Consider the following 23023-nt stretch of genomic DNA (forward strand, 5'->3'; position numbering starts at 1 on the left):
TCGACGGCGCCCGCGTCGACGTCCGCGCCGGCGGCACCCGACGGCCGTCCTGCACCGGCCAGGGGCAGGAGGTGCGGGTCGGCCCCGGGCACCGACCGACCTAGGATGGTCCGCGACCCGCCGCCGCCCTCCTGGAGGACCTCTCGTGACCAAGGCCCCGACCGTCTACGACGTGGCCGCCCACGCCGACGTGTCGATCGCGACGGTGTCGAGGGTGCTGCGCCGTCCCGACGACGTGCGCCCCGAGACCCGCAGCCGGGTGCTCGAGTCGGTGCGGGCCCTCGGCTACGTGCCGAGCGGCGCGGCCCGCGGCCTCGCCGGCCGACGCACGGGCGTGCTCGGCCTCTTCCTGCCGGGCCACGACGGCATCGACGGCCCCGAACCCGACTGGGCCCGGGTGTCGGACGCCTCGCGCATCCCGCTGATCGACGATCGCGAGCGGGCGGACCCGCCGACCGTCGTCGACCCGGGCCGCGGCGCGGCGACCCTCACCGCGCCTCCTCGGGTCGACCACGCGTCGAACCCGGCGAACCTGTACTTCGACGAGGTGCTGCGCGGCGCCGAGGTCGAGGCCTGGCGACGGGGGTTCGCCCTCATGGTCGCCGCCGGGCGCGGGTCGAGCCGCGAGGTGATGGTCAACGACATCGCGGGCCGGGTCGACGGGCTCGCGGTGCTGGCCCAGACGGTGCCGGGCGACCTGCTGGCGCACGTGGCACGACGCATCCCGGTCGTCGTGCTCGCCGACTCGCGACCGGGCGACGACCTCGACCACGTCGGCGTCGACAACGTCGCCGGCATGCACGCCCTGACCGACTTCGTGCTGGGGTCCCGGGGGGTGCGCGACGTCGCCTACGTCGCCGGACCGTCCGACTCGCCCGACGAGCTCGACCGTCACGCCGGTTTCGACCGAGCCGTCGAGGCGCACCGCGCGGCCGGCGCGCGCGTCACGGTCCGGGTCGAGCCGGGTGAGTTCTCCCGTGCCGGCGGTCGTCGCGCGGCGGCGGCCCTGCTCGAGGCCGGTGACCTGCCCGGAGCCGTCCTCTGCGCGAACGACCAGTCGGCCCTCGGCGTCCTCGACGTCTTCGGCGAGCAGGGCGTCGACGTGCCCGGTCGCGTGCTCGTGACGGGGTTCGACGGCATCGACGCCGGCCGGTTCTCCCGGCCCCGGCTCACCACGGTGCGTCAGCCGATGGGCGAGCTCGGCCGCATCGCCGTCCGCACGGTCGTCCGGCGACTGACCGACCCGGGAGCACCGGCGCAACGGGTCACCCTCCCGGTCGAGGTGCTGCTCCGCGAGAGCTGCCCCACGCTCTGAGCGTGGCCCGCCCGCGAGCCCGCCCGCGCCTCCGCCCGCGAGTCGGCCGGCGCCTCCGCCTGCGCCTACCCGAGCCCGCGCTGCCCGGTGTCGGCACCCGTGACGCTGCCGTCGTCCGGCCCGAAGACGAAGTAGTGCACGCGGTCGGCGTCGACCCCGTGCCCGATCAGTGCCGCCTGGGCGATCGCCATGAACGGCACCGGCCCGCACAGGAACACCCGGTGCGACGCGGTGAGGTCGACCCGGGCCAGGTCGATCGGGTCGAGGTAGACCCCCGGCCCGTCGATGGACGCCTCGGCCAGCGCGCTGAGCGCCGACAGCGACCCCTGCGTGTAGCTGACCCGCAGCGTCGCGTTCGGCATCGACGCGACCAGCGCCTCGAGCTCGACGCGGTGGGCGTGCCGCTCGGGGGTGCGCTCGAAGTGCAGGACCGTCACGACGCGGTCGGGCTCGGTGCGGGCCAGGTGGTCGAGCATGCCGAGCACGGGCGTGCAGCCGATGCCCGCCGAGACGAACAGCAGCGGGGCGTCGTCGAGGTCGTCGATCGTCAGCGACCCGATCGGGGGCGAGACGCTCACCACGTCGCCCACCCGCAGCTCGCGCATCAGGTGCGACGAGACCTCGCCGTCGGGGGCGGGCGGTTCGCCGACCAGCAGCCGTGCGCTGATGCGCCACTGCTCGTCGTGCCCGCCGCGCAGGCTGTACTGCCGGATCTGCCGGGCTCCGTCGGGCAGCCGCACCTGCACCGACGCGAACTGGCCGGCACGGTACCGCGGCAGCGTCTCGCTGTCGGCCGAGACGAGGGTGAGCGCGACGACGTCCTCGGCCTCGACGCGGTGTTCGGTGACGAGGGCCTCGCGCCACTCCTCGCCCGGCTCGAGGTCGGCCTGCCGGTAGATCGCCTCGACCGTCGTCACCATCTCGTCGCGGGCCTGCCGGTAGACGGCCGACCACGCGTCGGCGACCTCGGCCGTGAGCCGGGGGCCGAGGGCGGCCGCGAACGCGTCGCCGAGGTGCCGCTCGAACAGGTCGTACTCGTCGCGGGTGACGCCGAGCGCCGCGTGCCGCTGGGCCAACCGCGAGACGATCTCGCCGGGCGTCGCCGGTGCGAGGGTCGGCGCCCCGGCCTGGCCGACGGCGTCGGAGTCGCCGTCGACGCCGGACGGTCCACCACCCGAGGAGGCACGGTGCCGGTCGCCACCGGCGGCACGCGTCGACCCCGGGGCCGCGTCGAGGACGGCCTGGGCGAGCGCCACGATCGTGCGGGCGAGCTCGCGCTGCTGCCGCCCCTGGGCGAGGTCGCCCCGGTTGAACTGGTCCCGCAGCAGATCGGGTCGCGTCGCGAAGAGCCGGCGGTAGAAGTCGTCGGCGATGTCGTGCGCCCGCTCGGCGACCACGGGCAGCGAGGCGCGGAGCGCTCGCAGCTGCGTCGTGCTGGCCATGCGGGTCCCTCCGGTCGGCCGGGGTGCCGTGACCGGCACCCGACGCCGATTCTGGCGTGCGGGCCCTGGCATCCCCTGACGGTTGGCTCGGCGTCGAACGACCTCGCGCCTCCTCGGGTCCTCTCGACGGGCCCGACCACTTGCGTCCCTGTGATGTATGCGCTTACAGTGGGCCCAGCTCACCTCGACGACGAATGAGAGAACGTGGCGATGACGCACGCGACACCCCCTCGGCGACACCCACGCCGACGCTTCCGCACGCTCGCGGCCCTGGCAGCGGCCACGGCCGCCGTGCTCGTGGCCACCGGCTGCAGCATCCAGATCCGCAGCCAGCCCGACCCCAGCATCGGGGCCGACACGATGCTGATCAACGCCGACAAGGGCAACCCGCAGTTCGAGCGCAACTTCAACCCGTTCCTCACGAACAAGCGCACGGCCTCGACCTGGATCTACGAGCCCCTGCTCGAGATCAACCCGCTCGACGGCGAGATCACGCCCTGGCTCGCGAGCGAGACCGTCCTGCCCGACGCGCGCTCGATCGACATGACGATCCGCGACGGCGTCGAGTGGTCCGACGGCACGCCCATGACCCCGGCCGACGTGGTCTACACGTTCGACCTCATCAAGGCGAACCCCACGCTCGACCTCAAGGGTGCGTGGCAGCACATCGACACGATCGAGCAGCAGGGCGACCACGTGGTCTTCCACCTGCAGACCGACGACGTGCCGGCCATGGAGATCATCGGTCAGACGACGATCGTCCCCGAGCACCTGTGGAAGGACGTCGACGACCCCACGACCTTCCGCAACCCCGACCCGGTGGGCACCGGACCGTTCACGCTCGGCAACTACTCGCCGCAGCAGTACTCGATGGACAAGAACGAGACCTACTGGCAGGCGGACACCATCGAGATCGGTCACCTGATCCTGCCCGCGACGAACAACCAGCTCGACACCGTCACGCGCGGTTACGACTGGTCGTACTCGTTCATCAGCGACGTCGAGGGCACCTGGGGTGCCGCCAGCCCCGACAACCAGTTCTGGTTCCCGCCGGGCGGCGTGATCGGGCTCGTGCCGAATCTCACCAAGGCGCCCTTCGACGACGTGAACGTGCGTCGTGGCATCGCCCTGGCGCTCGACCGCGGCCCCATCGCCGAGTCGGCCACCGAGGGCTACCTCGAGCCGGCCGGTCAGACCGGGCTCATCCTGCCCAACCAGCAGGACGACCTCGACCCGTCGATCCCGAACGCCGGCATCCTCGAGCAGGACGTCGACGGCGCCCTCGCGGCGTTCGCCCAGTCGGGCTACACGCAGCAGGGTGACGAGCTGGTCGGCCCCGACGGCCAGCAGCTCAAGATCACGATCCTGACGGCCAACGGCTACACCGACTGGCTGCGGGCCGTGCAGGAGGTGCGGAGCCAGTTGGGCGCGATCGGCATCGACGTGCAGATCCAGGCTCCCCAGCCGGCCGGCTACCAGTCGGCCATCGCGAACGGCGAGTTCGACATGGCGATGGGCGGCATGGGCAACGGCAACGTCTACCAGGCCTACAACAACCTGCTCAACAGCCAGTTCGCCACCCCGGTCGGCGAGACCACGGCGGCCAACTTCGAGCGGTTCAGCGACCCGGCGGTCGACCAGCTGCTCGACGACTGGAAGGCCACGACCGACCCCGAGCAGCAGAAGCAGTACGCCTACCGGTTGCAGAACGTCGTCTACGACCAGCTGCCCGTGATCGGCCTCTACTACGGCGGGCTCTGGGGTCTGTTCAACGACTCGAAGTTCACCGGCTGGCCCACCGCCGAGAACCCGTACATGGCACCGCAGAACTACGACCAGGCACCGCTGCTGATCTTCACGAAGCTCACGCGCGTCGACCAGAAAGAGGGCGACCAGTGAAGTACGCAGCCCAGAAACTCGGCCTGTTCGTGCTCACCCTGTGGGCGGCGGTCACGCTGAACTTCATCCTGCCGCGGTTGATGCCCGGCAGCCCGACCGACGCCGCGATCGCCAAGCTGTCGCAGAACGGCCCGGTCAGCGCGGCGACGCGCGCCGCCATCGAGGCCCAGCTCGGCGTGCCGAGCGGCAACGTGCTCCAGCAGTACGTCAGCTACCTCGGTCAGGTCGTGCGCCTGGACTTCGGCACGAGCTACACGTTCTTCCCCGAGACGGTCGGCCACCTGGTCGGCCAGGCCCTGCCGTTCACGCTGATCCTCGTCGGGGTCTGCACGATCATCGCCTTCGTGCTCGGCACCTTGATCGGGGTCGCCGCGGCCTGGAAGCGCGGCACCTGGCTCGACTCGCTGCCCACCCTGTCGGGCAGCTTCATGAGCACGTTCCCGTACTTCTGGACCGCTCTGCTGCTGCTGTTCTTCCTGGGCTACGTGCTGCACTGGTTCCCCACCACGGGGGCCTACGGCGCGACGACGACGCCCGGGTTCACGCCGGCCTTCGTCGGCGACGCCCTGCAGCACGCCGTGCTCCCGGCGATCACGATCCTGCTGACGAGCCTCGGCGGCTGGATCCTCGGCATGCGCAACGCGATGATCTCGACGCTGGGCGACGACTACGTCACCTTCGCCGAGGCCAACGGGCTCAAGGGCCGCACGGTCGCCGTGCGCTACGCCGCCCGCAACGCGATCCTGCCCAACCTGACCGGCTTCGGCCTCGCCCTGGGCGGCGTGGTCGGCGGCTCGATCCTCGTCGAGCAGGTGTTCGGCTACCCCGGCATCGGCTACCTGCTGTTCAACGCCGTCATCGGCCAGGACTACCCGCTGATGCAGGCCCTCTTCCTGATGATCACGGTCAGCGTGCTCGTCGCCAACTTCCTCGTCGACATCTTGTACGGCGTGCTCGACCCAAGGACCCGCCGATGACCTCCACCGTGTCCGTCCACCTGCCCGAAGGCGCGCCCCCCACCGGGCCCGCCGAGCAGAAGGCGCCCAGTCGCTGGCTCACCATCGGCCGCATGGCCGCGACCATCTGGTCGAACCCCAAGGCGAAGATCGGCGTCGTCATCTTCGGCGTGTTCGTGCTCGTCGCGATCTTCGCCCCGCTGCTCGCCCCCTACGGCGCCAGCGAGAACGGCTTCGAGCGCAACGCCGACGCCAGCTGGGCCCACTGGATGGGCACGACGGCGGCCGGCGAGGACGTCCTCAGCCAACTGATCTACGGCGCCCGCATCAGCGTCTTCGTCGGTGTCGTGGCGGGCGTGCTGTCGACCCTGGTCGCCGTGGCGATCGGGCTCAGCTGGGGCTACATGAAGGGCTTCGGCGGCGACGTCGTCGGCTTCGTCGTCAACCTGTTCCTCGTGATCCCCGGTCTGCCCCTGATGATCGTCATCGCGGCCTACCTGCAGAACGGCGGCATCACCGTGATCCTCGCGGTGATCGTCATCACGGGCTGGGCGTGGGGAGCCCGCGTGCTGCGCAGCCAGACGCAGTCCCTGCGCTCGCGCGACTTCGTCACGGCGGCACGGTTCTCGGGCGAGAGCGCGGGACGCATCGTGTTCCGCGAGATCCTGCCCAACATGACCTCGCTGATCACCGGCTCGTTCTTCGGCGCCGCGACCAGTGCGATCCTCGCCGAGGCCGGCCTCGAGTTCCTGGGGCTCGGCGACTCGTCGATCGTCAGCTGGGGCACGATCCTCTACTGGGCCCAGAACTCGAACGCCCTGCTCACCGGCCAGTGGATCCTGCTCTTCGCGCCCGGCCTCTGCATCGCCCTGCTGGCGATGAGCCTGACCCTGATCAACTTCGGCGTCGACGCCGTCGGCAACCCTCGACTTCGCGAAGGCGCGAAGCAGAAGAAGGAGGCGCGCAAGTGACCGCCACGGACCTCACCACCGCCGACCGCGCCTCCTCGTCGTCCGACGACGTGCTGCTCGACGTCCGCGACCTCAGCGTCGTCTACGAGAGCGCCGGCGCCGAGCCCGTGCAGGCCGTCGACCACGTGTCGTTCCGGCTCAAGCGGGGCGAGTTCGTCGGCCTGGTCGGCGAGTCCGGCTCGGGCAAGTCGACGCTCGGCTACGCGCTGACCCGGCTGCAGAAGCCGCCGGCGCGCACCAACGGCGGCGGCAGCATCTGGTTCGACGGTGCCGACGTCCGCGACCTCGACACCGAGGCCCTGCGTCAGCAGCGTCAGGGCGGCTTCGCGATGGTGCTGCAGTCGGGCATGAACGCGTTGAACCCGGTGCGCACGATCCGCAACCACTTCGTCGACGTGTTCAAGGCCCACGGCCACGTGCCGCGTGACCGGTGGCACAGCCGCGCCGCCGAGCTGGTCGCGAAGGTCGAGCTCGACGCGGGCGTGCTCGCCCGGTTCCCCGGCGAGCTGTCGGGCGGCATGCGCCAGCGCGTCTCGATCGCCCTCGCCCTGTCGCTCGAGCCGCAGCTGATGGTCTTCGACGAGCCGACCACGGCGCTCGACGTGCTCGTGCAGCACGCCGTGATGGACACGATCATCTCGCTGCAGCAGAGCGAGGGCTTCACCGCCGTCCTGATCAGCCACGACCTCGGGATCGTGCTCGAGTCGGCCCAGCGCGTGCTCGTGATGCACGAGGGTCGCATCGTCGAGGACGGGCGCTCGGCCGACGTGCTCGCCGACCCGCAGGACGACTACACGAAGATGCTGCTGTCGCACTACGCGGACCCCCGCGCCGAGGTCGTCTCGCTGCCCGGGTTCGAGGACCGCTCGGTCCGTCGGGCCCGGGGCGACCGCCGCGTCGACACGACGACCTCGGTGCCGACCGTCGCCACGCGCGGCCAGCGCACGGCGCAGCACGCGATCACCGTGAGCGGCGTGACCAAGACCTACGCGCCTCCTCGTCGGGGCGACGACCCCGTGCGGGCCGTCCGCGACGTGTCGTTCACGCTCGAACCGGGCCAGTCGCTCGCCCTCGTCGGGCAGAGCGGCTCGGGCAAGAGCACGATCGCCAAGCTCGTCACGGGCGTCGAGAAGCCGACGAGTGGCAGCGTCACGTTCGGCGACACCGACGTCACGGCGCTCCGCGGCCGCGCCCTGCGCAGCTTCCGCAGCGACGTGCAGATGGTCTTCCAGGACCCGTACGCCGCCCTGAACCCGCTGCACACGGTCGAGTACACGCTCACGCGTCCCGTCGTGAACTACACCGGCCTGACCGGTCAGGAGGCGCGGCGTCGGGTGCTCGAGCTGCTCGAGACGGTCGGTCTGACGCCGGTCGAGCAGTTCGCGGCCAAGCTGCCGCACCAGCTGTCGGGTGGCCAGCGGCAACGCGTCGTGATCGCCCGGGCCCTCGCGAGCGACCCGCAGGTGATCATCGCCGACGAGCCCGTCTCGATGCTCGACGTCTCGCTGCGGGCCGGCGTGCTCGCGCTGCTCGAGGACCTCCGCGAGCAGTGGGGCGTCTCGATGCTCTACATCACCCACGACCTGCTCAGTGCCCGGCTGATCACCGACGACATCATGGTGCTCGACCAGGGCGCCGTGGTCGAGCGGGGGCACACGGCCGAGGTGCTCCAACGGCCGACCGACCCGTACACGGTGAAGCTGCTCGACGCGGTGCCGAACCCGCGCCGCACGCACCGCGCCTCCTGAACTCCTCGACCTCCTCCGAAAGGACCCCTGTGCTCACCTTCCCCGACGGCTTCCTGTGGGGTGCCGCGACCGCGGCGCACCAGATCGAGGGCAACAACGTGAACAGCAACTGGTGGGTGCACGAGCACGCGCCGGGCACGACCATCGTCGAACCGAGCGGTGACGCGGCCGACAGCTACAACCGGTTCCGCGACGACATCCGCCTGCTCGCCGAGCTGGGGCTCAACAGCTACCGCTTCAGCATCGAGTGGGCCCGCATCGAGCCCGAGCGCGGCGTCGTCAGCAAGGCGCAGATCGCTCACTACCGCCGCATGGTCGAGACCTGCCACGAGTTCGGCATCGAGCCGATCGTCACGCTGATGCACTTCACCGTGCCGCGCTGGTTCGAGCGCGACGGCTTCTGGCGCGCACCCGACGCCGCCGACCTGTTCGCCCGGTACACCGAGCTCGCCCTGCCCGTCGTCGCCGAGGGCGTCGAGTACGTCTGCACCATCAACGAACCGAACATCGCCGCGATGCTCGCCGGCGGGGAGGACGCCTCGAACCTCGTCGCGTACGGACTGCCGAACCCCGACCTCGAGGTCGCCGACGCCCTGCTCGCCTCGCACAAGCGCAGCCGCGAGGTGCTGTCACAGCTGCCTCGGATCAAGTCGGGCTGGACCGTCGCCACCCAGGCGTTCAAGGCCGTCGACGAGCCGGGTGCCGCCGAGGCGACGCGCGAGTACGGCTACGTGCGTGACGACTGGTACAGCGAGATGGCGGCGGGCGACGACTTCGTCGGCGTGCAGGCCTACACGCAGACCTTCGTCGGGCCCGAGGGGCCGCGGCCGGTCGCCGAGGGGCTCGAGACGACGCTGACCGGGTGGGAGTTCTACCCGCCGGCCGCCGCCGAGGGCATCCGCAGCGCGTGGGAGCTGTCCGGCCACGTGCCCGTCATGGTCACCGAGAACGGCATCGCGACCGCCGACGACACCCGGCGCATCGCCTACACGCAGGGTGCGCTCGAGCACGTCCACGACACCATCGACGAGGGCATCGAGGTGCTCGGCTACCAGCACTGGAGCGCCCTCGACAACTACGAGTGGGCCAGCGGGTTCCGCCCGACCTTCGGCCTGATCGGCTGGGACCGCGACACCTTCGAGCGGACGCCGAAGCCGAGCGCCCGCTGGTACGGCGAGGTCGCGCGCGCGAACGGGCTGGCGCGGGCGTAGCACCCTCCGGCTCTGCCGGACCGGGACGGCGCGGGACGCACGAGAACGCAGGAGGCGCGGGTCACCCGACCCGCGCCTCCTGCGTCTCGGCCCCGGGGCCGATGCCGTGCCTAGAAGTAGGTGATGCCGTGCAGCGGCCGCTCGGGCAGCAGCATGGCGCGGAACTTCTGGACGGCGCCCTTGCGTCGCTCGCGGACCAGACCGGCCGCGGCCAGCGTGACCGGGTCGGAGCCGCCGAGCCAGAGCGAGCCGAGCGTCGCGACGTCGAGTTCGAGGTCGGCCCGGCGGACGGCCGCCTTCTTCACCGTCGCCTCGCCTGCCTCGCTCGTGACCCGGTACGTGCCGGCCGCGTGGCCCAGCGCGTCACCGATCGCGATCGTCACGACGCCGTCGGCCGCCCACGGGCGAGCCTGCAGGGCCGCGACCGGGTCGAGGACGCGGAACCACACGTGGTCCTCGTCGTGGCTGATGGTCAGGGCGCGACCGTCGACGAGCGCGTGCGCCAGGGGGTCGTGCTGAGGGGCGTTCGAGTACCGGACGACACGGACCAGGTCGATCGCGAGCAGCAGTTGCCAGAGGCCGAGGTAGGCGTCGTCGGTCGCGGCCACGAGGTCGACGACGACGAGGGTCTGGACGCCGGTGGAACCGGGGCCGCCCCCGGCCGACTCGACCCGGTACGTGACGTAGCCGTCGACGGTGCCGGTCGCGTCGCGGTGCACCGCGGCGCGGACGGCGGGGTCGGGCGTGCCGTCGGCGCGCTCGCGGCCGAGGGCGTGGTTCCAGGCGCCTTCGTGCCGGTCGATGGAACCGGGACTGCGGACGTGGAAGCGGGCGAAGACGTCGGGGGCGACCTCGGCGAGCGAGGCCGTGGTGACGAGCTCGGTGCTGCCCTCGGGCTCGCTGAGCAGGCCGCCCGCGCGACGGACGTCGACCTCGACGGTGCGCTCGCGGACGCCCACGCCGAAGCCGAAGCGCCGGTAGATCGACGCCTCGCTCGCGGTGAGGGCGGCGACCGGGGTGCCGGCCGCCTTGGCGCGGGCGAGGTCGTCGGTGATCATCCGACGCAGGATGCCCTTGCGGCGGTGGGTCGGTTGCACGGTGACGCCGGCGACCAGGTCGGCGTCGATCAGACGGCCGCCGCCGACGTGCAGGGTCTTGTCGAACGACGCGAAGGTGGCGACGGGGCGACCCTCGGCGTCGAGCGAGCCGGGGGTGGCCTCGCGGCGGTAGACGCCCGTGAGGCGGCGCCCGTCGGCGACGAGGCGGCGCGCGGCACGGCCGAGGGAGTCGTCGTCGCCGGCCGGTTCGTGGAAGCCCATCGACTCGGCGTCGACCCAGGCGGCGGTCGCCACGTCGGCCCGCGGGGAGTCGTCGCTCGCCTCGGGGTCGAGCGCGGCCGCGAAGGTGCGGAGGTCGTAGTCGTCGTCGAGGGTGCTCACCCGGTCAGCCTACGGAGGACGGCCGACGTTGTCGTCGGTCTCGAGGAGGAGTGGTGGCGGCCGGGCGCGTCGGCGTCGGGGACGGGGGAGGGCCGGCCCCGCGGGTGCGGAGCCGGCCCTGGTGGTGCTGCTGATGCCGGTGGTGGTGTCAGCGTCCGGTGACGAAGTCGATCCCTGTGGTGGTCTTCGTCGTGCCGTCGGTGGCCTTCTGCTCGAAGGTCAGCTGGTACGTCGTGCCGGCGGGCCCGACGTAGCGGTCGAACGCGAACGCGCCGGTGGACGAGGCGATGGTGCTGCCGAAGGGCGTGCCCCACTGGTTCTTCCCGACGACCGTGGCGAAGGGCGTCGCCGTGCCCCGGAACGTCACGGTGCGGTGGGCCTCGGCGATGCCGCCGTCGCGGATGACCGGTGACGAGATCCGCACGTCGACCAGGTCGTCCTTCTGATGCGTCAACGTGAGGGTCGTCCGTTGCTCGTCGGAGCCGTGGGTCGCGACGAAGGTCAGCACGTAGCCGGCGCTGGTCGGGCCGAGGTTGCGGGAGAAGGCCCAGGTGCCGTCGCTGCCGATGGTCGCCTTCCCCATCGGGGTGCCCCATTGGTTGGTCGAGACGAGCTGGGCGCCGACGGTGCCCGTGCCGGTGAAGCGGGCGATGCCCTCGCGGTAGGACTCGCCGTCGACGTGGCTGGTGACGGTCAGCGGCCGCGCGGGGGCTTCGTAGTCGAGGTGCAGGGTCAGCTGGGTGGGTGCACCGGTGGGGGGCGTCATCGTGAAGGTGATGTCGTAGCCGGCACTGGTGGGGCCGAGGTTGCGGGTGAAGCTCCAGTCGCCGTCCTCGTCCACGCGGGTCGAGCCCATGGGGGTGCCCCACTGGTTCGCGGCGGTCAGGCGCGAGTCGGGGGTGCCGCGGCCGCTGAACGTCGCGATGCCGGTGGAGTACCGGCCGCCGTCGGCGTGGCTGGTGACGGTGAGGTCGGTCCGGCCGTCCTCCGGGTCGTCGCCGTCGCCGTCGCCGACGGTGAAGGTACGAGTCGAGACCGGGGTCCCGGCCGCCGCGAAGTATGGCGTCTCGGTCACGGTCATCGTGCGCGCACCCGGAGTGAGCGACGCGGTGAGGGTGCAGCTCCAGGTGCCGTCTCCCAGCACGTCCGCAGCGCAGGCCTCGTCGGCGCGGACGCCGTCGACGGCCACGGAGACCGTCGACCCGGGGATGGCCGTGCCGGCGACGACGGCCGTCTCGATCGGGGCCACCGCGCCTTCGGCGATCGAGGTCACCTCGAGGGGGAACGTCTCGGGTGCCGAGTTGCGCTCGGTCGGGGCGAGCGTGACGGTCGTCCTGGCGGACTGATGCGTGCCACGCACCGTGACGAACTCGACGGTCTTCCCGGCGAGTCCAGCGTCCAACGTCACGTACAGGGCGCCGTTCCACGACGTCTCCGACGTGCCGACGAACGTGCCGTCGACGAGGGCGATGACGCTGGGCACCTCCCATTCGTGGGCGAAGTAGCTCGTCGTCGCGGCGATCTGGAACCGGTCACCGGGCTGGTCCTGCGTGATGCCGTGGACCCGAGGAGGCGCGAGCGGCGAGGGCGCGGGAGCGGTGCGGAGCGAGAGGGGCGCGGTGAGCGATCGGCCGTCCACTCCGCCACGGATGCCGGTGATGGTCGCGGTGGCGCCGAGGTTGCCCGGCGCCAGGCGGAACGCGAATCGACCGTGGGTGGCCGGGGCCACGTCCTCGAACTCGCCGATCGTGAGGCGCACCATCGAGGCGCCGTTCGAGATGCCGCGCACGACCAGCCATCCGCTGGCATCGGTCGAGACGGAGGACAGTTCGGGCAGCTGTGCCTCGTCGTCCGCGGAGTCGTCGGCGACGAAGAACGCCGTGGTGGCCTTCTGCTGTTCTGCCGAGGCCCAGACGGGCGACTCGGTGATCGTCGCACGGTGGACTCCTGCGGGCAGGGTCGGTGACGTGCAGGTCCAGTCGCCCGAGGCGGCGATGTTCGTCTCACAGAGCGTCGCCGTGTCCGCGCCGGTTGCGGTGTCACGGGTGACGACGACGTGCGAGCCGGGCACGCCCGAGCCGACGAAGGTCGCCTCGGGGGACCGGGTGGTGCTGCCCGCCGCGGGTGACGACAGGTTGAGGGGGAAGGCCTTCGACGCCATGTTCTCGGCCGTCTCGACGAGCTCGACCGGTACGACGGCGCTGGCCAGGCCCGACCGGAACGCCTGGACGTCGACGGTCTCGCCCGCGAGCTCGACCGGGATGCGCAGCGTGAAGCTGCCGTCCTGGTCGGGAACGTCGTAGATCGGCATCCCGCCGACCGAGGCGTGCACCTCGGTGCGGTCGAAGAGGGCCGGGTCGTAGGTGATCGTGCCCTCGATGACGAGGGTCTCGTCGTCGTACGACGACACGGCGTGCACGACAGGGGTGTTCGGGGCGACGGTCGCGCCCTCGTCCACACCGACCTCGAGTGGCACGTCGATGGCGCTCTTGCCGCCGGGGCCGTACGCCGTGATCGTGATGACCTTGCCCAGGTCGGCGCTGGGGAGCAGCAGGCTGAAGCGGTCGAGCGCGGTCTGCTCGACACCGGCACTGCCCCCGGCGACCTTGTACTGCACCGTCGTGGCACCCACCGCGACGCCGTTGACGGCGATCTGCGAGTCGCCGAACCGGACGATCTTGCTCACGGACGGGGTGGGCGCAGCCTGGATGCCGAAGGTGCTGCCCGCCGTCGCGTCGGACGACGAGGACGTCGAGGTCGGGGCGGCCACGGCCGCCGTGGGGATGACCGCACCGACGGCGATGGCTGCGAGGCCGACCGTCGCGAGTCGTGATGTGAATGTGCTCATGTCTTCTTCCTGATGGAGTGCGAGGCGAGCCGATCGGGGCGGCGACCAATACTCTATATTTCAAAAACGACACGGAGCGACGTGACGACGGCTCAGTCGATCGAGCGCTGCACCCCCTTGACGGGCAGCATCAGCACGAGCCCGGCCAGCAGGACGAGCGCGATCCCGACGATGCCGAAGCGGGTGTCGCCGGTCGCCGAGACGAACAGCGTGAAGAGTCCGGGCGCGAGGAAGCTCACGGCCCGTCCGGTCGTTGCGTACAACCCGAAGATCTCGCCCTCGCGCCCGGGCGGCGTCACCCGCGCGAGGAACGACCGGCTCGCCGACTGGATCGGACCGACGAAGAGCGCCAGCGCCAGGCCGAACACCCAGAAGAGGTTCGTCGCGGTCCCGATGGCGAGCACCGCGAAGGCGGCGATCACGAGCCCCACCAGCGACGCCACGATGATCGTCTTCGCGCCGAGGCGGTCGTCGAGCCAGCCCCCGACGAACGTGCCGATGCCGGCGACGAGGTTCGCGCCGACGGCGAAGTAGATCACCATGCTCGGTGAGAATCCGAAGACCTGAGCGGCGATGATCGCGCCGAAGGTGAAGACGGCCGCGAGGCCGTCACGGAACACGGCGCTGGCCAGCAGGAAGAGCAGCACCTGGCGGTTGGTGCGCCACAGCTTGGCGATCGTCGACCCCAGGAGGCGGTACGAGTGCCACAAGCCCACCCGGGTCCGTGCGGCGGTGGCGGGCAGCTCGGGCACCGACAGCAGGACCGGCACCGCGAAGATCGCGAACCACGCCGCGGCGACGACGATCGACAGGCGGACGTCCCAGGCGCCTCCTGCCGTTCCCGTGGCGACGCCGAACAGGCCGCCGCGTCCCTCGACGCCGAAGCTCTGCAAGAAGGCGACGAGCAGCAACAGCAGCAGGACGATGCCGCCGACGTAGCCGAGGCCCCAGCCGAACCCCGACACCTTCCCGATGGTCCTGGGCGTCGAGACCTGCACGAGCATGGCGTTGTAGTTGACGCTCGCGAACTCGAAGAAGAGGTTGCCGACGGCGAGCAGGGCCGCGCCGAAGACGAGGTACCCGGGTGCCGGGGCGACCAGCACCATCGCGGCCATGGCCAGCACGACGAGCCCGGTGTTGATCGCGAGCCAGAGTTTCCGGCGCCCCGAGCCGTCGCTGCGCTGGCCGAGCACCGGCGCGAGCAGCGCGATCAGCACCCCCGCGATCGTCAGGGCGGTCGAGATGACCGTCGCGTTCTCGGCCTTGGCCAGCACCAGGGCCGGGTTGCGCGCGTCGTCGCCGGCGGCGGCCACGATCGCCGGGTCGACGAAGGCGCCGCTCGCCAGGTAGGTGCTGAAGACGAACGAGGTGACCACGGCGTTGAAGGCGGCGGAGCCCCAGTCCCAGAGGGCCCACGAGAGCACCCGGCGGCGGGGGATCGGGTCGGCGTCGGCGAGCGTCTGCGCTGCGGTCATGGGGGTCAACCTAGTGGGCGTCCGTGGCCGAGGGGGGTCGCGCCTCCTCGTCCGGCGTGGGCGAGGTGACCCCCTTCGAGAGTTGAGCCATTCTGGCTCAACTTTCAGGTTCGCCGCTTGACCTCGTCGGCAGGGCGAGTAAAGTTGAGCCTGGCCGACTCAAGGCCGGCCCCCACAGGTTTCCGCAACATCGCACCACGAAGGAGAAAAGCACATGGCACGTGCAGTAGGAATCGACCTCGGTACCACCAACTCGGTCGTCAGCGTCCTCGAGGGTGGCGAGCCCACCGTCATCGCGAACGCCGAGGGTCTGCGCACGACCCCCTCGGTCGTCGCCTTCACGAAGGACGGCGAGGTGCTGGTCGGCGAGACCGCGAAGCGCCAGGCCGTCACCAACGTCGACCGCACCATCGCGTCGGTCAAGCGCCACGTCGGCACCGACTGGAAGGTCGAGATCGACGACAAGAAGTACACCCCGCAAGAGATCAGCGCGCGCATCCTGGGCAAGCTCAAGCGCGACGCCGAGCAGTACCTGGGCGAAGAGGTCACCGACGCCGTCGTGACCGTCCCCGCGTACTTCAACGACTCCGAGCGCCAGGCCACCAAAGAGGCCGGCGAGATCGCGGGCCTGAACGTCCTGCGCATCATCAACGAGCCGACCGCCGCGGCGCTCGCCTACGGCCTCGACAAGGGCAAGGAAGACGAGCTCATCCTGGTCTTCGACCTCGGTGGCGGAACGTTCGACGTCTCGCTGCTCGAAGTCGGCAAGGACGAGGACTTCTCCACCATCCAGGTGCGCAGCACCTCGGGTGACAACCGCCTCGGCGGCGACGACTGGGACAACCGCATCGTCGAGCACCTCATCAAGAAGTTCAAGGACGCCCACGGGGTCGACCTGTCGACCGACAAGATCGCCAAGCAGCGCCTCAAAGAGGCTGCCGAGCAGGCCAAGAAGGAGCTGTCGTCGAGCACCTCGACCAGCATCCAGCTGCCGTACCTCACGCTGACCGCCGACGGCCCGCTCAACCTCGACGAGACGATCTCGCGCTCGCAGTTCGAGCAGTGGACGAGCGACCTGCTCGACCGCACCAAGAAGCCGTTCAACGACGTCATCAAGGAGGCGGGCGTGAAGGTGGGCGACATCGCCCACGTCGTGCTCGTCGGTGGCTCGACCCGCATGCCCGCGGTCACCGAGGTCGTCAAGCAGCTCACCGGTGGTCAGGAGCCCAACAAGGGCGTCAACCCCGACGAGGTCGTGGCCGTCGGTGCCGCCCTCCAGGCCGGCGTGCTGAAGGGTGAGCGCAAGGACGTCCTGCTCATCGACGTCACCCCCCTCAGCCTCGGCATCGAGACCAAGGGTGGCGCGATGACGAAGCTCATCGAGCGCAACACCGCCATCCCGACCAAGCGCAGCGAGACCTTCACGACGGCCGACGACAACCAGCCGTCCGTCGCGATCCAGGTGTTCCAGGGCGAGCGCGAGTTCACGCGTGACAACAAGAACCTCGGCACCTTCGAGCTGACCGGCATCGCGCCGGCCCCCCGTGGCGTGCCGCAGATCGAGGTCACGTTCGACATCGACGCCAACGGCATCGTGCACGTGTCCGCAAAGGACAAGGGCACCGGCAAGGAGCAGTCGATGGTCATCTCGGGCGGCTCGTCGCTGTCGAAGGACGACATCGAGCGCATGGTGCGCGAGGCCGAGGAGAACGCCGCCGAAGACAAGGCGCGTCGCGAGGCCAACGAGACCCGCAACTCGGCCGAGCAGCTCGTCTACTCGATCGAGAAGCTGATCAAGGAGAACGACGAGAAGCTGCCCGCGGACGTCAAGTCCGAGGTCCAGGCCGACGTCGACTCGCTCAAGTCCGCCCTCGCCGGCGACGACGAGTCCGCGATCAAGCCCGCCTTCGACAAGCTCAACGAGAGCCAGCAGAAGCTCGGCCAGGCGATCTACTCGCAGAGCCAGGCCGACCAGGCCGGTGCTGCCGGTGCCGAGGGTGCTCCCGCCGACGGCCAGGCCCAGGGCGACGACGAGGACATCGTCGACGCCGAGGTCGTGGACGACGACGACAACGACAAGAAGTAGAGGCGGTCGGCATGACTGACGACAACAAGATGCCCGACGACGAGCCGCGTGCCACGACCCCGTCCGAAGACGGTGGCACGGCCGACGTGGTCGAGCCCGACGAGCTCGTCGACGCCGAGGCCCCCGACGTCGAGACCCCGGCCGACGCCGAGGCCCCGGCCGGGGCCAAGGCCGCCGCCGAGTCGATGGCCGAGGCGCCCGAGGGCACCGAGACGCTGAGCGCTGACGACGAGGCCATCCTCGACGCGGCCAGTGCCGACCTGGTGGCCGACATGCGACAGGACATGCTGCGGGCCCAGGCCGAGCTGGTGAACTTCCGGAGGCGCGTCGAGCGTGACCGCGAGGCCAACCGCGAGGCCGTGGTGGCCGAGGTCGTCCGTTCGCTGCTGCCGGCGCTCGACGACCTGGCCCGTGCCGAACAGCACGGAGACCTGGCCGAGGGCCCGATGACCGTCATCGCGCAGAAGATCCGCGGGGGGCTCGACAAGTTCGGCCTGGCGCAGATCGGCGCGAAGGGCGACGTCTTCGATCCCAGCAAGCACGACGCCCTCGTCCAGCTGCCGAGTGCCGACGTCACGGTCAACACCGTGGCCGACGTGATCGAGCCGGGCTACACGATCGGCGACCGGGTCATCCGGGCCGCCAAGGTCGCGGTGCACACCCCCCAGTAGCACCCCGGTGACGGGCGGCCACCGGGCTGCCCGTCACCACCCCCTGCGACGCGAGTCGCGATCGGCGGTGGGCTCCTCGACGAGGTGCCCACCGCCTCCCCCGTTCTCTTCCGGTCGCTGCCAGGCAGCGACCTCCAGTCAAGGAAGGAGGTGCCGCATGGCGAGTCAGGACTGGTTCGACAAGGACTTCTACGCCGTCCTCGGTGTCTCCAAAGACGTCACGCCCGCCGAGCTCAAGAAGGTCTACCGCAAGCTCGCGCGCAAGTACCACCCCGACTCCAACCCCGGCGACGCGGCCAGCGAGGCGAAGTTCAAAGAGATCAGCGAGGCCCACTCGGTGCTCTCCGATCCCGAGCAGCGTCGCGAGTACGACCAGGTGCGCGCCATGGGCGGCGGCGCCCGTTTCGCGGCCGGCAGTGGTGGCCCCGGAGGCGCGGGTGGTGGTTTCGAGGACGTCTTCGGCGGCATGTTCAACCAGGGCGGGCAGCGCACGCAGTACCGCCAGGGCGGCGGCGGCGGCTTCGACGACATCTTCGGTGGCATGTTCGGTGGCGGCGGTTTCGGTCAGACGAGTGGCGGCTACCGCGGCTTCGGCGGGCCGCAGAAGGGTCGCGACATGACGGCCACGACGACCCTCGACTTCCAGACCGCCATCGTCGGCGAGACCATCACGCTGCAGGCGTCGAACGGCAAACCGATCAAGGTCCGCATCCCGGCCGGTGTGCACGACGGCCAGAAGATCAAGCTGCGCGGTCGCGGCGAGCAGAGCCCCGACGGCGGCGAGGCCGGCGACATGGTGTTGACCGTCGCCGTCCGCAAGCACCCCGTCTTCGAGCTCGACGGGAAGAACCTGCGCCTCGACGTGCCGGTCACCTTCGCCGAGGCGACCCTCGGTGCGACCATCGAGGTGCCCACCCTGGGCGGCGACCCCGTGCGACTGCGCGTCGCGCCGGGTACGCCTTCCGGCCGGGTCCTGCGCGTCAAGGGGCGCGGCGTGCACGCGAAGGACGGCGTCGGCGACCTCCTCGCCACCGTCCAGGTCGCGGTGCCCGCCCACCTCAACGACAAGGCACGCGAGGCCGTCGAGGCGCTGGCCGCCGCCCTGCCGGCCGAGAACCCGCGCGACGACCTGATCGCCCGCGCCCGGGCCTGACGAGACCGACCCGACCCACGCCTCCTCGGCGGCAGGTCACGAGCGACGAGACAGGAGACGAGATGGACCGACCGGACCCCACCCAGTGGCCGATGGACGAGCACTCGCCCCTCTTCGCGATCGCGACCGCCGCCGAGCTCTCGGGCCTGCACGCCCAGACCCTCCGGCAGTACGACCGCCTCGGCCTGGTCGTCCCGCAGCGGACGGCCGGCAAGTCGCGACGCTACTCGATGCGCGACGTCGTGCAGCTGCGCGAGATCGCTCGACTGGGCGGCGAGGGCATCTCGCTCGAGGGCATCAAGCGCATCCTCGAGCTCGAGAACCAGGTCACCTCGTTGCAGTCCCGCGTGCGCGAGCTCGAACGGGCTCTGGCCGACGAGATGGTCAACCGCCCCGGCGCCCGGGTCTTCGCCGCGGGCGAGAGCGGCGTCGTGCCGCTGCGACACGGCACCCGCCCGTCGCGGCAGACCTCGGTCGTCGTCTGGCGGCCGCTGCGCTGACGGGCGGCACCGAGACGCCACGACGCGCCGCTCAGCAGGGGAGGCGAGCGGCAGGTCGTGACCTCCCGGTCGCGCCGACTAGCGTTGGCGGGTGATCGACTTCGAGCAGCTCCGCCGGTGGCCCGACATCGAGGCGCCCGAACTCGTTGCGCACGACGCCACCGACCGGCTGCTGCTCGACACCGCCGACGAGGCGCTCGCCGCCCACCCCGAGGCCGTGAGCGTGATCGGTGACCGCTACGGCGCACTGACCCTCGGGGTCGCGGCCCTGGTGCCGGGGGCGCACGTCCGGGTGCACCAGGACGCCCTCTCGGGCGAACAGGCGCTCGATGCCAACGCCGACCGCCTCGGCGTCGCCCCGACGTGGTCGCACCACGGTCTCGACGCGGCCCTGCTCGAGGGCGCGCGGACGGTGCTGCTGCAGCTGCCCCGCGGGCTCGACGCCCTGGACGAGATCGCGGGGTCGATCGCCCGGTACGCGCACCCCGACGTCCACATCCTGGCCGGGGGACGCGTCAAGCACATGACCCTCGCCATGAACGACGTCCTGGCGCGCCACTTCGGCGAGGTGACCGCCAGCCGGGCACGCCAGAAGTCCCGGGTGCTCACGGCGACCTCCCCGACACCAGGAGGCGCGCTCGGCTGGCCGCGCACCTCGCGTCACGGCGACGTGGTCGTCGTCGCCCACGGTGCGGCGTTCGCGGGCACCTCGATCGACGTCGGCACCCGAGCGCTGCTCGCCGTCCTCGACCGCGAGGCTCCCCAGGCCCGCGACGTCGTCGACCTGGGCTGCGGCACCGGGGTGCTCGCCGCCTCCTTCGCCCTCGCGCGGCCTGGGGCGAAGGTGGTCGCGACCGACCAGTCGTGGGCGGCGGTCGAGTCGGCGCGGGCCACGATGACGGCGACCGGGGTGTCCGATCGCGTGTCCGTGACGCGCGACGACGCCGGGTCGTCGCTCCCGGGAGCCTCGGCCGACGTCGTCCTGCTGAACCCGCCGTTCCACGTCGGGGCGACGGTGCACACGGCCATCGCCCACAAGCTGTTCGAGGCGGCCGCCCGGCTGCTGCGCCCGGGCGGCGAGCTGTGGTGCGTGTGGAACTCCCCCCTCGGTCACCGGCCGGTCCTCGAGCGCCTCGTGGGGCCGACGACCCAGGTCGCCCGTGACCGACGGTTCACGGTGACCCGGTCGATCCGACGGGTCTGACCCGGGCCGATGCCGTCAGCGGGCGCCGGCGTCGGTCTCTGCTCGGGCCTCGGCCTCGGGCTCGCCTTCGTCGAGGCGCAGGGACGCGTCGATGTAGGCGAGCAGGGCGTGCGCGTAGGCGTCCTCGGCGACGGAGGCGCGGTGCCGAAGATCCTCGTCGCCCCCTGTCGGGCGCGTGGTCACCTCGTAGACGGACCCGCCACCGTCGCGACCGCCGCCCGAGTCGGTGGTGCCGCGGGATCCGGGCTCAGGGTCGGGGTGGCGGGTGAGGCCCTGGAAGACGGGGCCGAGCAGCTCGCGCAACTGGTCCTCGCGGGGAAGCCAGAGACCGTCGTCAGCGGCGACCGAGTCGAGGGCCCACTCGGTGGTGCCGTTGAAGCCGAGCACCGTGCCGGTCGGGTAGTCGTGGGCCTCGATGGTCATGTCGCTGAGCGTGAAGACGTCGCCGTCGAATCCGGGCGTCTCGATGACGAAGCGGTCTCCGGCGCGGGGGTGCCAGCGCAGTCCGGCGTCGCGCAGGCGGCGGGCGAGGTCGTGGTCGAGCATCGGCCAATGATGCACCGTCCAGGTGGGAGGTGCCGCCGTGGCCGCTGGTGCCGACTCGCGCCGGGTCGGGCGGGGGAGGCGTGGGCGGGGCCGGTGCGTCAGCGCGTGGTGACGACGTTGCCCGTGCCGTCGGTGTTGAGCACGGGCTGGATGTCGTGGTCGAGTCGGACGGTGTTGTCGTCACCCATGGCGTCGACCTGGTCGACGTGGGGGACGTCCACGGTGTTGCGGTCGCCCAGGACGACCACGACCCGGGTCGGACCGAGGGCCAGCACGGCGTCGCTGCCGTTCACGATGACGGTGTCGCAGCCGTTGGGCAGGGCCTTCGCACGGGGTTCGCCGTCGCCGAACTGCATCCAGGCGAAGCCGTCGACGCAGGTGTCGTCGGCGGCATCGGCGGCGCCCTCGGCGGAGGGACTGTCCGACGACGGGGCGGTGGCGGGGGAGGCGCTGGTCGGGGAGGGGGACCGGTCGGTCGTCGCGGACTCGCTCGTGCAGCCGGCGAGGCCCGCGCCGAGGGCGACGGCCGTCACGAGGGCGATCAGGGTCGAGGTCGTCGTCATGGAGTGCTCCGGTGTCGGGAAGGGGAGGGGTGGGTGGAAGCGGATCGGGGCGGAACGGAGTGGGGCGGGTCCGGCGGTGGGTCGGACCCGCCCCTCCGGTCACTCCGTGGCGGGTTCTGCCGCGGGGGTGACGGTGTTGTCGTGGCCCTGGTCGTCCACGGCCGGGGCGTCGCCGGCGTGGTGGATCGTGTTGCGGTCGCCGGCGAGCTGGACGGTGTCGATGTCCTGCACCGAGACGGTCACGTCGGAGCCTTCGATGACGAGCGTGCCGACCTCGTCGAGCACGACGGTCCCGGTCGAGCCGACGATCGAGACGAGGTCGCAGCTGCTCGTGTCGAGCGGGGGTGCGTCGTCGTCGGTGGTGCCGAGGTCGACCAGCATGAAGCCGTCGTCACAGCTGCCGACGGGGGCGGCGTCGACGGTGGCGGTGCTGCTCGTCGTCGGGCTTGGCGTCTCGTCGGTCTCGGCCGAGGAGCACGCGGCGAGCGGCAGGGTCGTCGTGACCGCGGCCAGGGCGACGGCGGCGGGCCATCGTCGGGGGAGCAATCCGGCCATCAGCGCGCGGTGACGGTGTTGTCGAAGGTGCCGTTCTCGTTCACGGTCGGGGCGGCCCCGGTGTGGCTGACGGTGTTGCCGTCGCCGGCGAAGTCGACCGTGCCCACGGCACCGGCCGTGACGGTGACGCCCTGGCCCTCGATCACGAGGTGGCTGACGTCGGCGAGGGTGACGGCGCCGTCGCTGCCCACCACGTTGATGCTGTCGCAGGGTTCGGTGAAGGTGACCTCGGGGGTGTCTTCGTCGAGGACGACGACCGCGTTGCCGTCCACGCAGGTCTCGGTGACGGCGGGCTCGGGGGTGACCTCGGCCAGGGGCGTCGTCTCGACCTCTGCTTCGGTGCTGGTGGCGTTCGAGGTGCAGCCGGCGAGGGCGGCGACGAGCACGACGCCGAGAGCGGCTGTCCGCAGGGCGGAGGTGCGCATGGTGGTTCCCTTCGGG

19 protein-coding genes are annotated in these 23023 nt (G+C 71.4%); 11 read left to right on the plus strand and 8 right to left on the minus strand.

Going from position 1 to position 23023, the window contains the following annotated elements:
• Positions 1–145 precede the first annotated feature (145 nt).
• The gene (locus tag ACVJ1F_RS11480) at positions 146–1315 is read left to right on the plus strand and encodes a LacI family DNA-binding transcriptional regulator (protein ID WP_456886318.1); all 1170 of its coding nucleotides are present in this window, start codon (positions 146–148) and stop codon (positions 1313–1315) included.
• A gap of 65 nt (positions 1316–1380) precedes the next feature.
• On the opposite strand, the gene ACVJ1F_RS11485 is transcribed toward ACVJ1F_RS11480, so the two are convergent.
• Complete coding sequence (locus tag ACVJ1F_RS11485; protein ID WP_456886320.1) at positions 1381–2757, minus strand: globin domain-containing protein; 1377 nt, start codon at positions 2755–2757, stop codon at positions 1381–1383.
• Positions 2758–2967: 210 nt separating this feature from the next.
• On the opposite strand from ACVJ1F_RS11485, the gene ACVJ1F_RS11490 reads away from it, so the two are divergent.
• The 5 genes from ACVJ1F_RS11490 to ACVJ1F_RS11510 are packed head-to-tail and all read left to right on the plus strand — an operon-like array spanning position 2968 to position 9542.
• Complete coding sequence (locus tag ACVJ1F_RS11490) at positions 2968–4656, plus strand: ABC transporter substrate-binding protein (protein WP_456886322.1); 1689 nt, start codon at positions 2968–2970, stop codon at positions 4654–4656.
• Complete coding sequence (locus tag ACVJ1F_RS11495) at positions 4653–5633, plus strand: ABC transporter permease (RefSeq protein ID WP_056049705.1); 981 nt, start codon at positions 4653–4655, stop codon at positions 5631–5633. The genes ACVJ1F_RS11490 and ACVJ1F_RS11495 overlap by 4 nt, the downstream gene beginning before the upstream one ends.
• Positions 5630–6583, plus strand: coding sequence for an ABC transporter permease (locus ACVJ1F_RS11500; RefSeq protein WP_123570899.1), 954 nt, complete (start codon positions 5630–5632; stop codon positions 6581–6583). The genes ACVJ1F_RS11495 and ACVJ1F_RS11500 overlap by 4 nt, the downstream gene beginning before the upstream one ends.
• Complete coding sequence (locus ACVJ1F_RS11505) at positions 6580–8331, plus strand: ABC transporter ATP-binding protein (protein WP_456886324.1); 1752 nt, start codon at positions 6580–6582, stop codon at positions 8329–8331. The genes ACVJ1F_RS11500 and ACVJ1F_RS11505 overlap by 4 nt, the downstream gene beginning before the upstream one ends.
• A 29-nt stretch (positions 8332–8360) precedes the next feature.
• Positions 8361–9542 carry a glycoside hydrolase family 1 protein gene (locus ACVJ1F_RS11510; RefSeq protein WP_056049700.1) on the plus strand — a complete coding sequence of 394 codons (1182 nt, stop codon included), beginning with the start codon at positions 8361–8363 and terminating at the stop codon, positions 9540–9542.
• A 110-nt stretch (positions 9543–9652) separates the two neighbouring features.
• Here ACVJ1F_RS11510 and ACVJ1F_RS11515 read toward each other — a convergent pair whose 3' ends face one another.
• The 3 genes from ACVJ1F_RS11515 to ACVJ1F_RS11525 all read right to left on the minus strand — a co-directional run bounded on the left by ACVJ1F_RS11515 (position 9653) and on the right by ACVJ1F_RS11525 (position 15304).
• Positions 9653–10981, minus strand: a complete 1329-nt coding sequence (locus tag ACVJ1F_RS11515) for a GNAT family N-acetyltransferase (protein WP_456886326.1) — start codon at positions 10979–10981, stop codon at positions 9653–9655.
• A 148-nt stretch (positions 10982–11129) separates the two neighbouring features.
• Entirely contained in the window at positions 11130–13829 is a 2700-nt protein-coding gene (locus ACVJ1F_RS11520) for a hypothetical protein (protein WP_456886328.1), read from the minus strand.
• Positions 13830–13921: 92 nt separating this feature from the next.
• The gene (locus ACVJ1F_RS11525; protein ID WP_456886330.1) at positions 13922–15304 is read right to left on the minus strand and encodes an MFS transporter; all 1383 of its coding nucleotides are present in this window, start codon (positions 15302–15304) and stop codon (positions 13922–13924) included.
• A gap of 214 nt (positions 15305–15518) precedes the next feature.
• On the opposite strand from ACVJ1F_RS11525, the gene dnaK reads away from it, so the two are divergent.
• From dnaK to ACVJ1F_RS11550, 5 genes are all read left to right on the plus strand, one after another.
• A complete protein-coding gene (gene dnaK, locus ACVJ1F_RS11530) occupies positions 15519–17390 on the plus strand; it encodes a molecular chaperone DnaK (RefSeq protein WP_054147035.1) in 1872 nt (623 codons plus the stop codon).
• Positions 17391–17401: 11 nt separating this feature from the next.
• Positions 17402–18061: a nucleotide exchange factor GrpE gene (locus tag ACVJ1F_RS11535; RefSeq protein ID WP_456886332.1), complete on the plus strand. Its 660-nt coding sequence runs from the start codon at positions 17402–17404 to the stop codon at positions 18059–18061.
• Between the two features lie 157 nt (positions 18062–18218).
• Positions 18219–19214 carry a DnaJ C-terminal domain-containing protein gene (locus ACVJ1F_RS11540; protein ID WP_456886333.1) on the plus strand — a complete coding sequence of 332 codons (996 nt, stop codon included), beginning with the start codon at positions 18219–18221 and terminating at the stop codon, positions 19212–19214.
• 92 nt (positions 19215–19306) lie between these two features.
• On the plus strand, positions 19307–19714 hold the full coding sequence (locus tag ACVJ1F_RS11545) for a heat shock protein transcriptional repressor HspR (protein ID WP_056049862.1): 408 nt from the start codon (positions 19307–19309) through the stop codon (positions 19712–19714).
• Positions 19715–19805: 91 nt separating this feature from the next.
• Positions 19806–20918, plus strand: a complete 1113-nt coding sequence (locus ACVJ1F_RS11550) for a class I SAM-dependent methyltransferase (RefSeq protein WP_456886334.1) — start codon at positions 19806–19808, stop codon at positions 20916–20918.
• 15 nt (positions 20919–20933) lie between these two features.
• On the opposite strand, the gene ACVJ1F_RS11555 is transcribed toward ACVJ1F_RS11550, so the two are convergent.
• The 4 genes from ACVJ1F_RS11555 to ACVJ1F_RS11570 form a co-directional block, all read right to left on the minus strand.
• Positions 20934–21464, minus strand: a complete 531-nt coding sequence (locus tag ACVJ1F_RS11555) for a pilus assembly protein CpaE (RefSeq protein WP_456886336.1) — start codon at positions 21462–21464, stop codon at positions 20934–20936.
• A gap of 98 nt (positions 21465–21562) precedes the next feature.
• Positions 21563–22027 (minus strand): DUF3060 domain-containing protein, encoded by a 465-nt coding sequence (locus tag ACVJ1F_RS11560; RefSeq protein ID WP_456886337.1) that lies wholly within the window; start codon positions 22025–22027, stop codon positions 21563–21565.
• Between the two features lie 99 nt (positions 22028–22126).
• Entirely contained in the window at positions 22127–22582 is a 456-nt protein-coding gene (locus ACVJ1F_RS11565) for a hypothetical protein (protein ID WP_456886338.1), read from the minus strand.
• Positions 22582–23007: a hypothetical protein gene (locus ACVJ1F_RS11570; protein WP_456886340.1), complete on the minus strand. Its 426-nt coding sequence runs from the start codon at positions 23005–23007 to the stop codon at positions 22582–22584. Before ACVJ1F_RS11570 ends, ACVJ1F_RS11565 begins: the two co-directional genes overlap by 1 nt.
• Positions 23008–23023 lie beyond the last annotated feature (16 nt).

The organism is Frigoribacterium sp. 2355, from assembly GCF_054060695.1.

What these genes read in the sequence shown, in the direction of transcription:
- ACVJ1F_RS11520 (WP_456886328.1), bottom strand. Translation starts at nt 13,829, where the DNA reads ATGAGCACATTCACATCACGACTCGCGACGGTCGGCCTCGCAGCCATC.
- ACVJ1F_RS11555 (WP_456886336.1), bottom strand. Translation starts at nt 21,464, where the DNA reads ATGCTCGACCACGACCTCGCCCGCCGCCTGCGCGACGCCGGACTGCGC.
- ACVJ1F_RS11500 (WP_123570899.1), top strand. Translation starts at nt 5,630, where the DNA reads ATGACCTCCACCGTGTCCGTCCACCTGCCCGAAGGCGCGCCCCCCACC.
- ACVJ1F_RS11490 (WP_456886322.1), top strand. Translation starts at nt 2,968, where the DNA reads ATGACGCACGCGACACCCCCTCGGCGACACCCACGCCGACGCTTCCGC.
- ACVJ1F_RS11560 (WP_456886337.1), bottom strand. Translation starts at nt 22,027, where the DNA reads ATGACGACGACCTCGACCCTGATCGCCCTCGTGACGGCCGTCGCCCTC.
- ACVJ1F_RS11525 (WP_456886330.1), bottom strand. Translation starts at nt 15,304, where the DNA reads ATGACCGCAGCGCAGACGCTCGCCGACGCCGACCCGATCCCCCGCCGC.
- ACVJ1F_RS11535 (WP_456886332.1), top strand. Translation starts at nt 17,402, where the DNA reads ATGACTGACGACAACAAGATGCCCGACGACGAGCCGCGTGCCACGACC.
- ACVJ1F_RS11570 (WP_456886340.1), bottom strand. Translation starts at nt 23,007, where the DNA reads ATGCGCACCTCCGCCCTGCGGACAGCCGCTCTCGGCGTCGTGCTCGTC.
- dnaK (WP_054147035.1), top strand. Translation starts at nt 15,519, where the DNA reads ATGGCACGTGCAGTAGGAATCGACCTCGGTACCACCAACTCGGTCGTC.
- ACVJ1F_RS11565 (WP_456886338.1), bottom strand. Translation starts at nt 22,582, where the DNA reads ATGGCCGGATTGCTCCCCCGACGATGGCCCGCCGCCGTCGCCCTGGCC.
- ACVJ1F_RS11540 (WP_456886333.1), top strand. Translation starts at nt 18,219, where the DNA reads ATGGCGAGTCAGGACTGGTTCGACAAGGACTTCTACGCCGTCCTCGGT.
- ACVJ1F_RS11485 (WP_456886320.1), bottom strand. Translation starts at nt 2,757, where the DNA reads ATGGCCAGCACGACGCAGCTGCGAGCGCTCCGCGCCTCGCTGCCCGTG.
- ACVJ1F_RS11545 (WP_056049862.1), top strand. Translation starts at nt 19,307, where the DNA reads ATGGACGAGCACTCGCCCCTCTTCGCGATCGCGACCGCCGCCGAGCTC.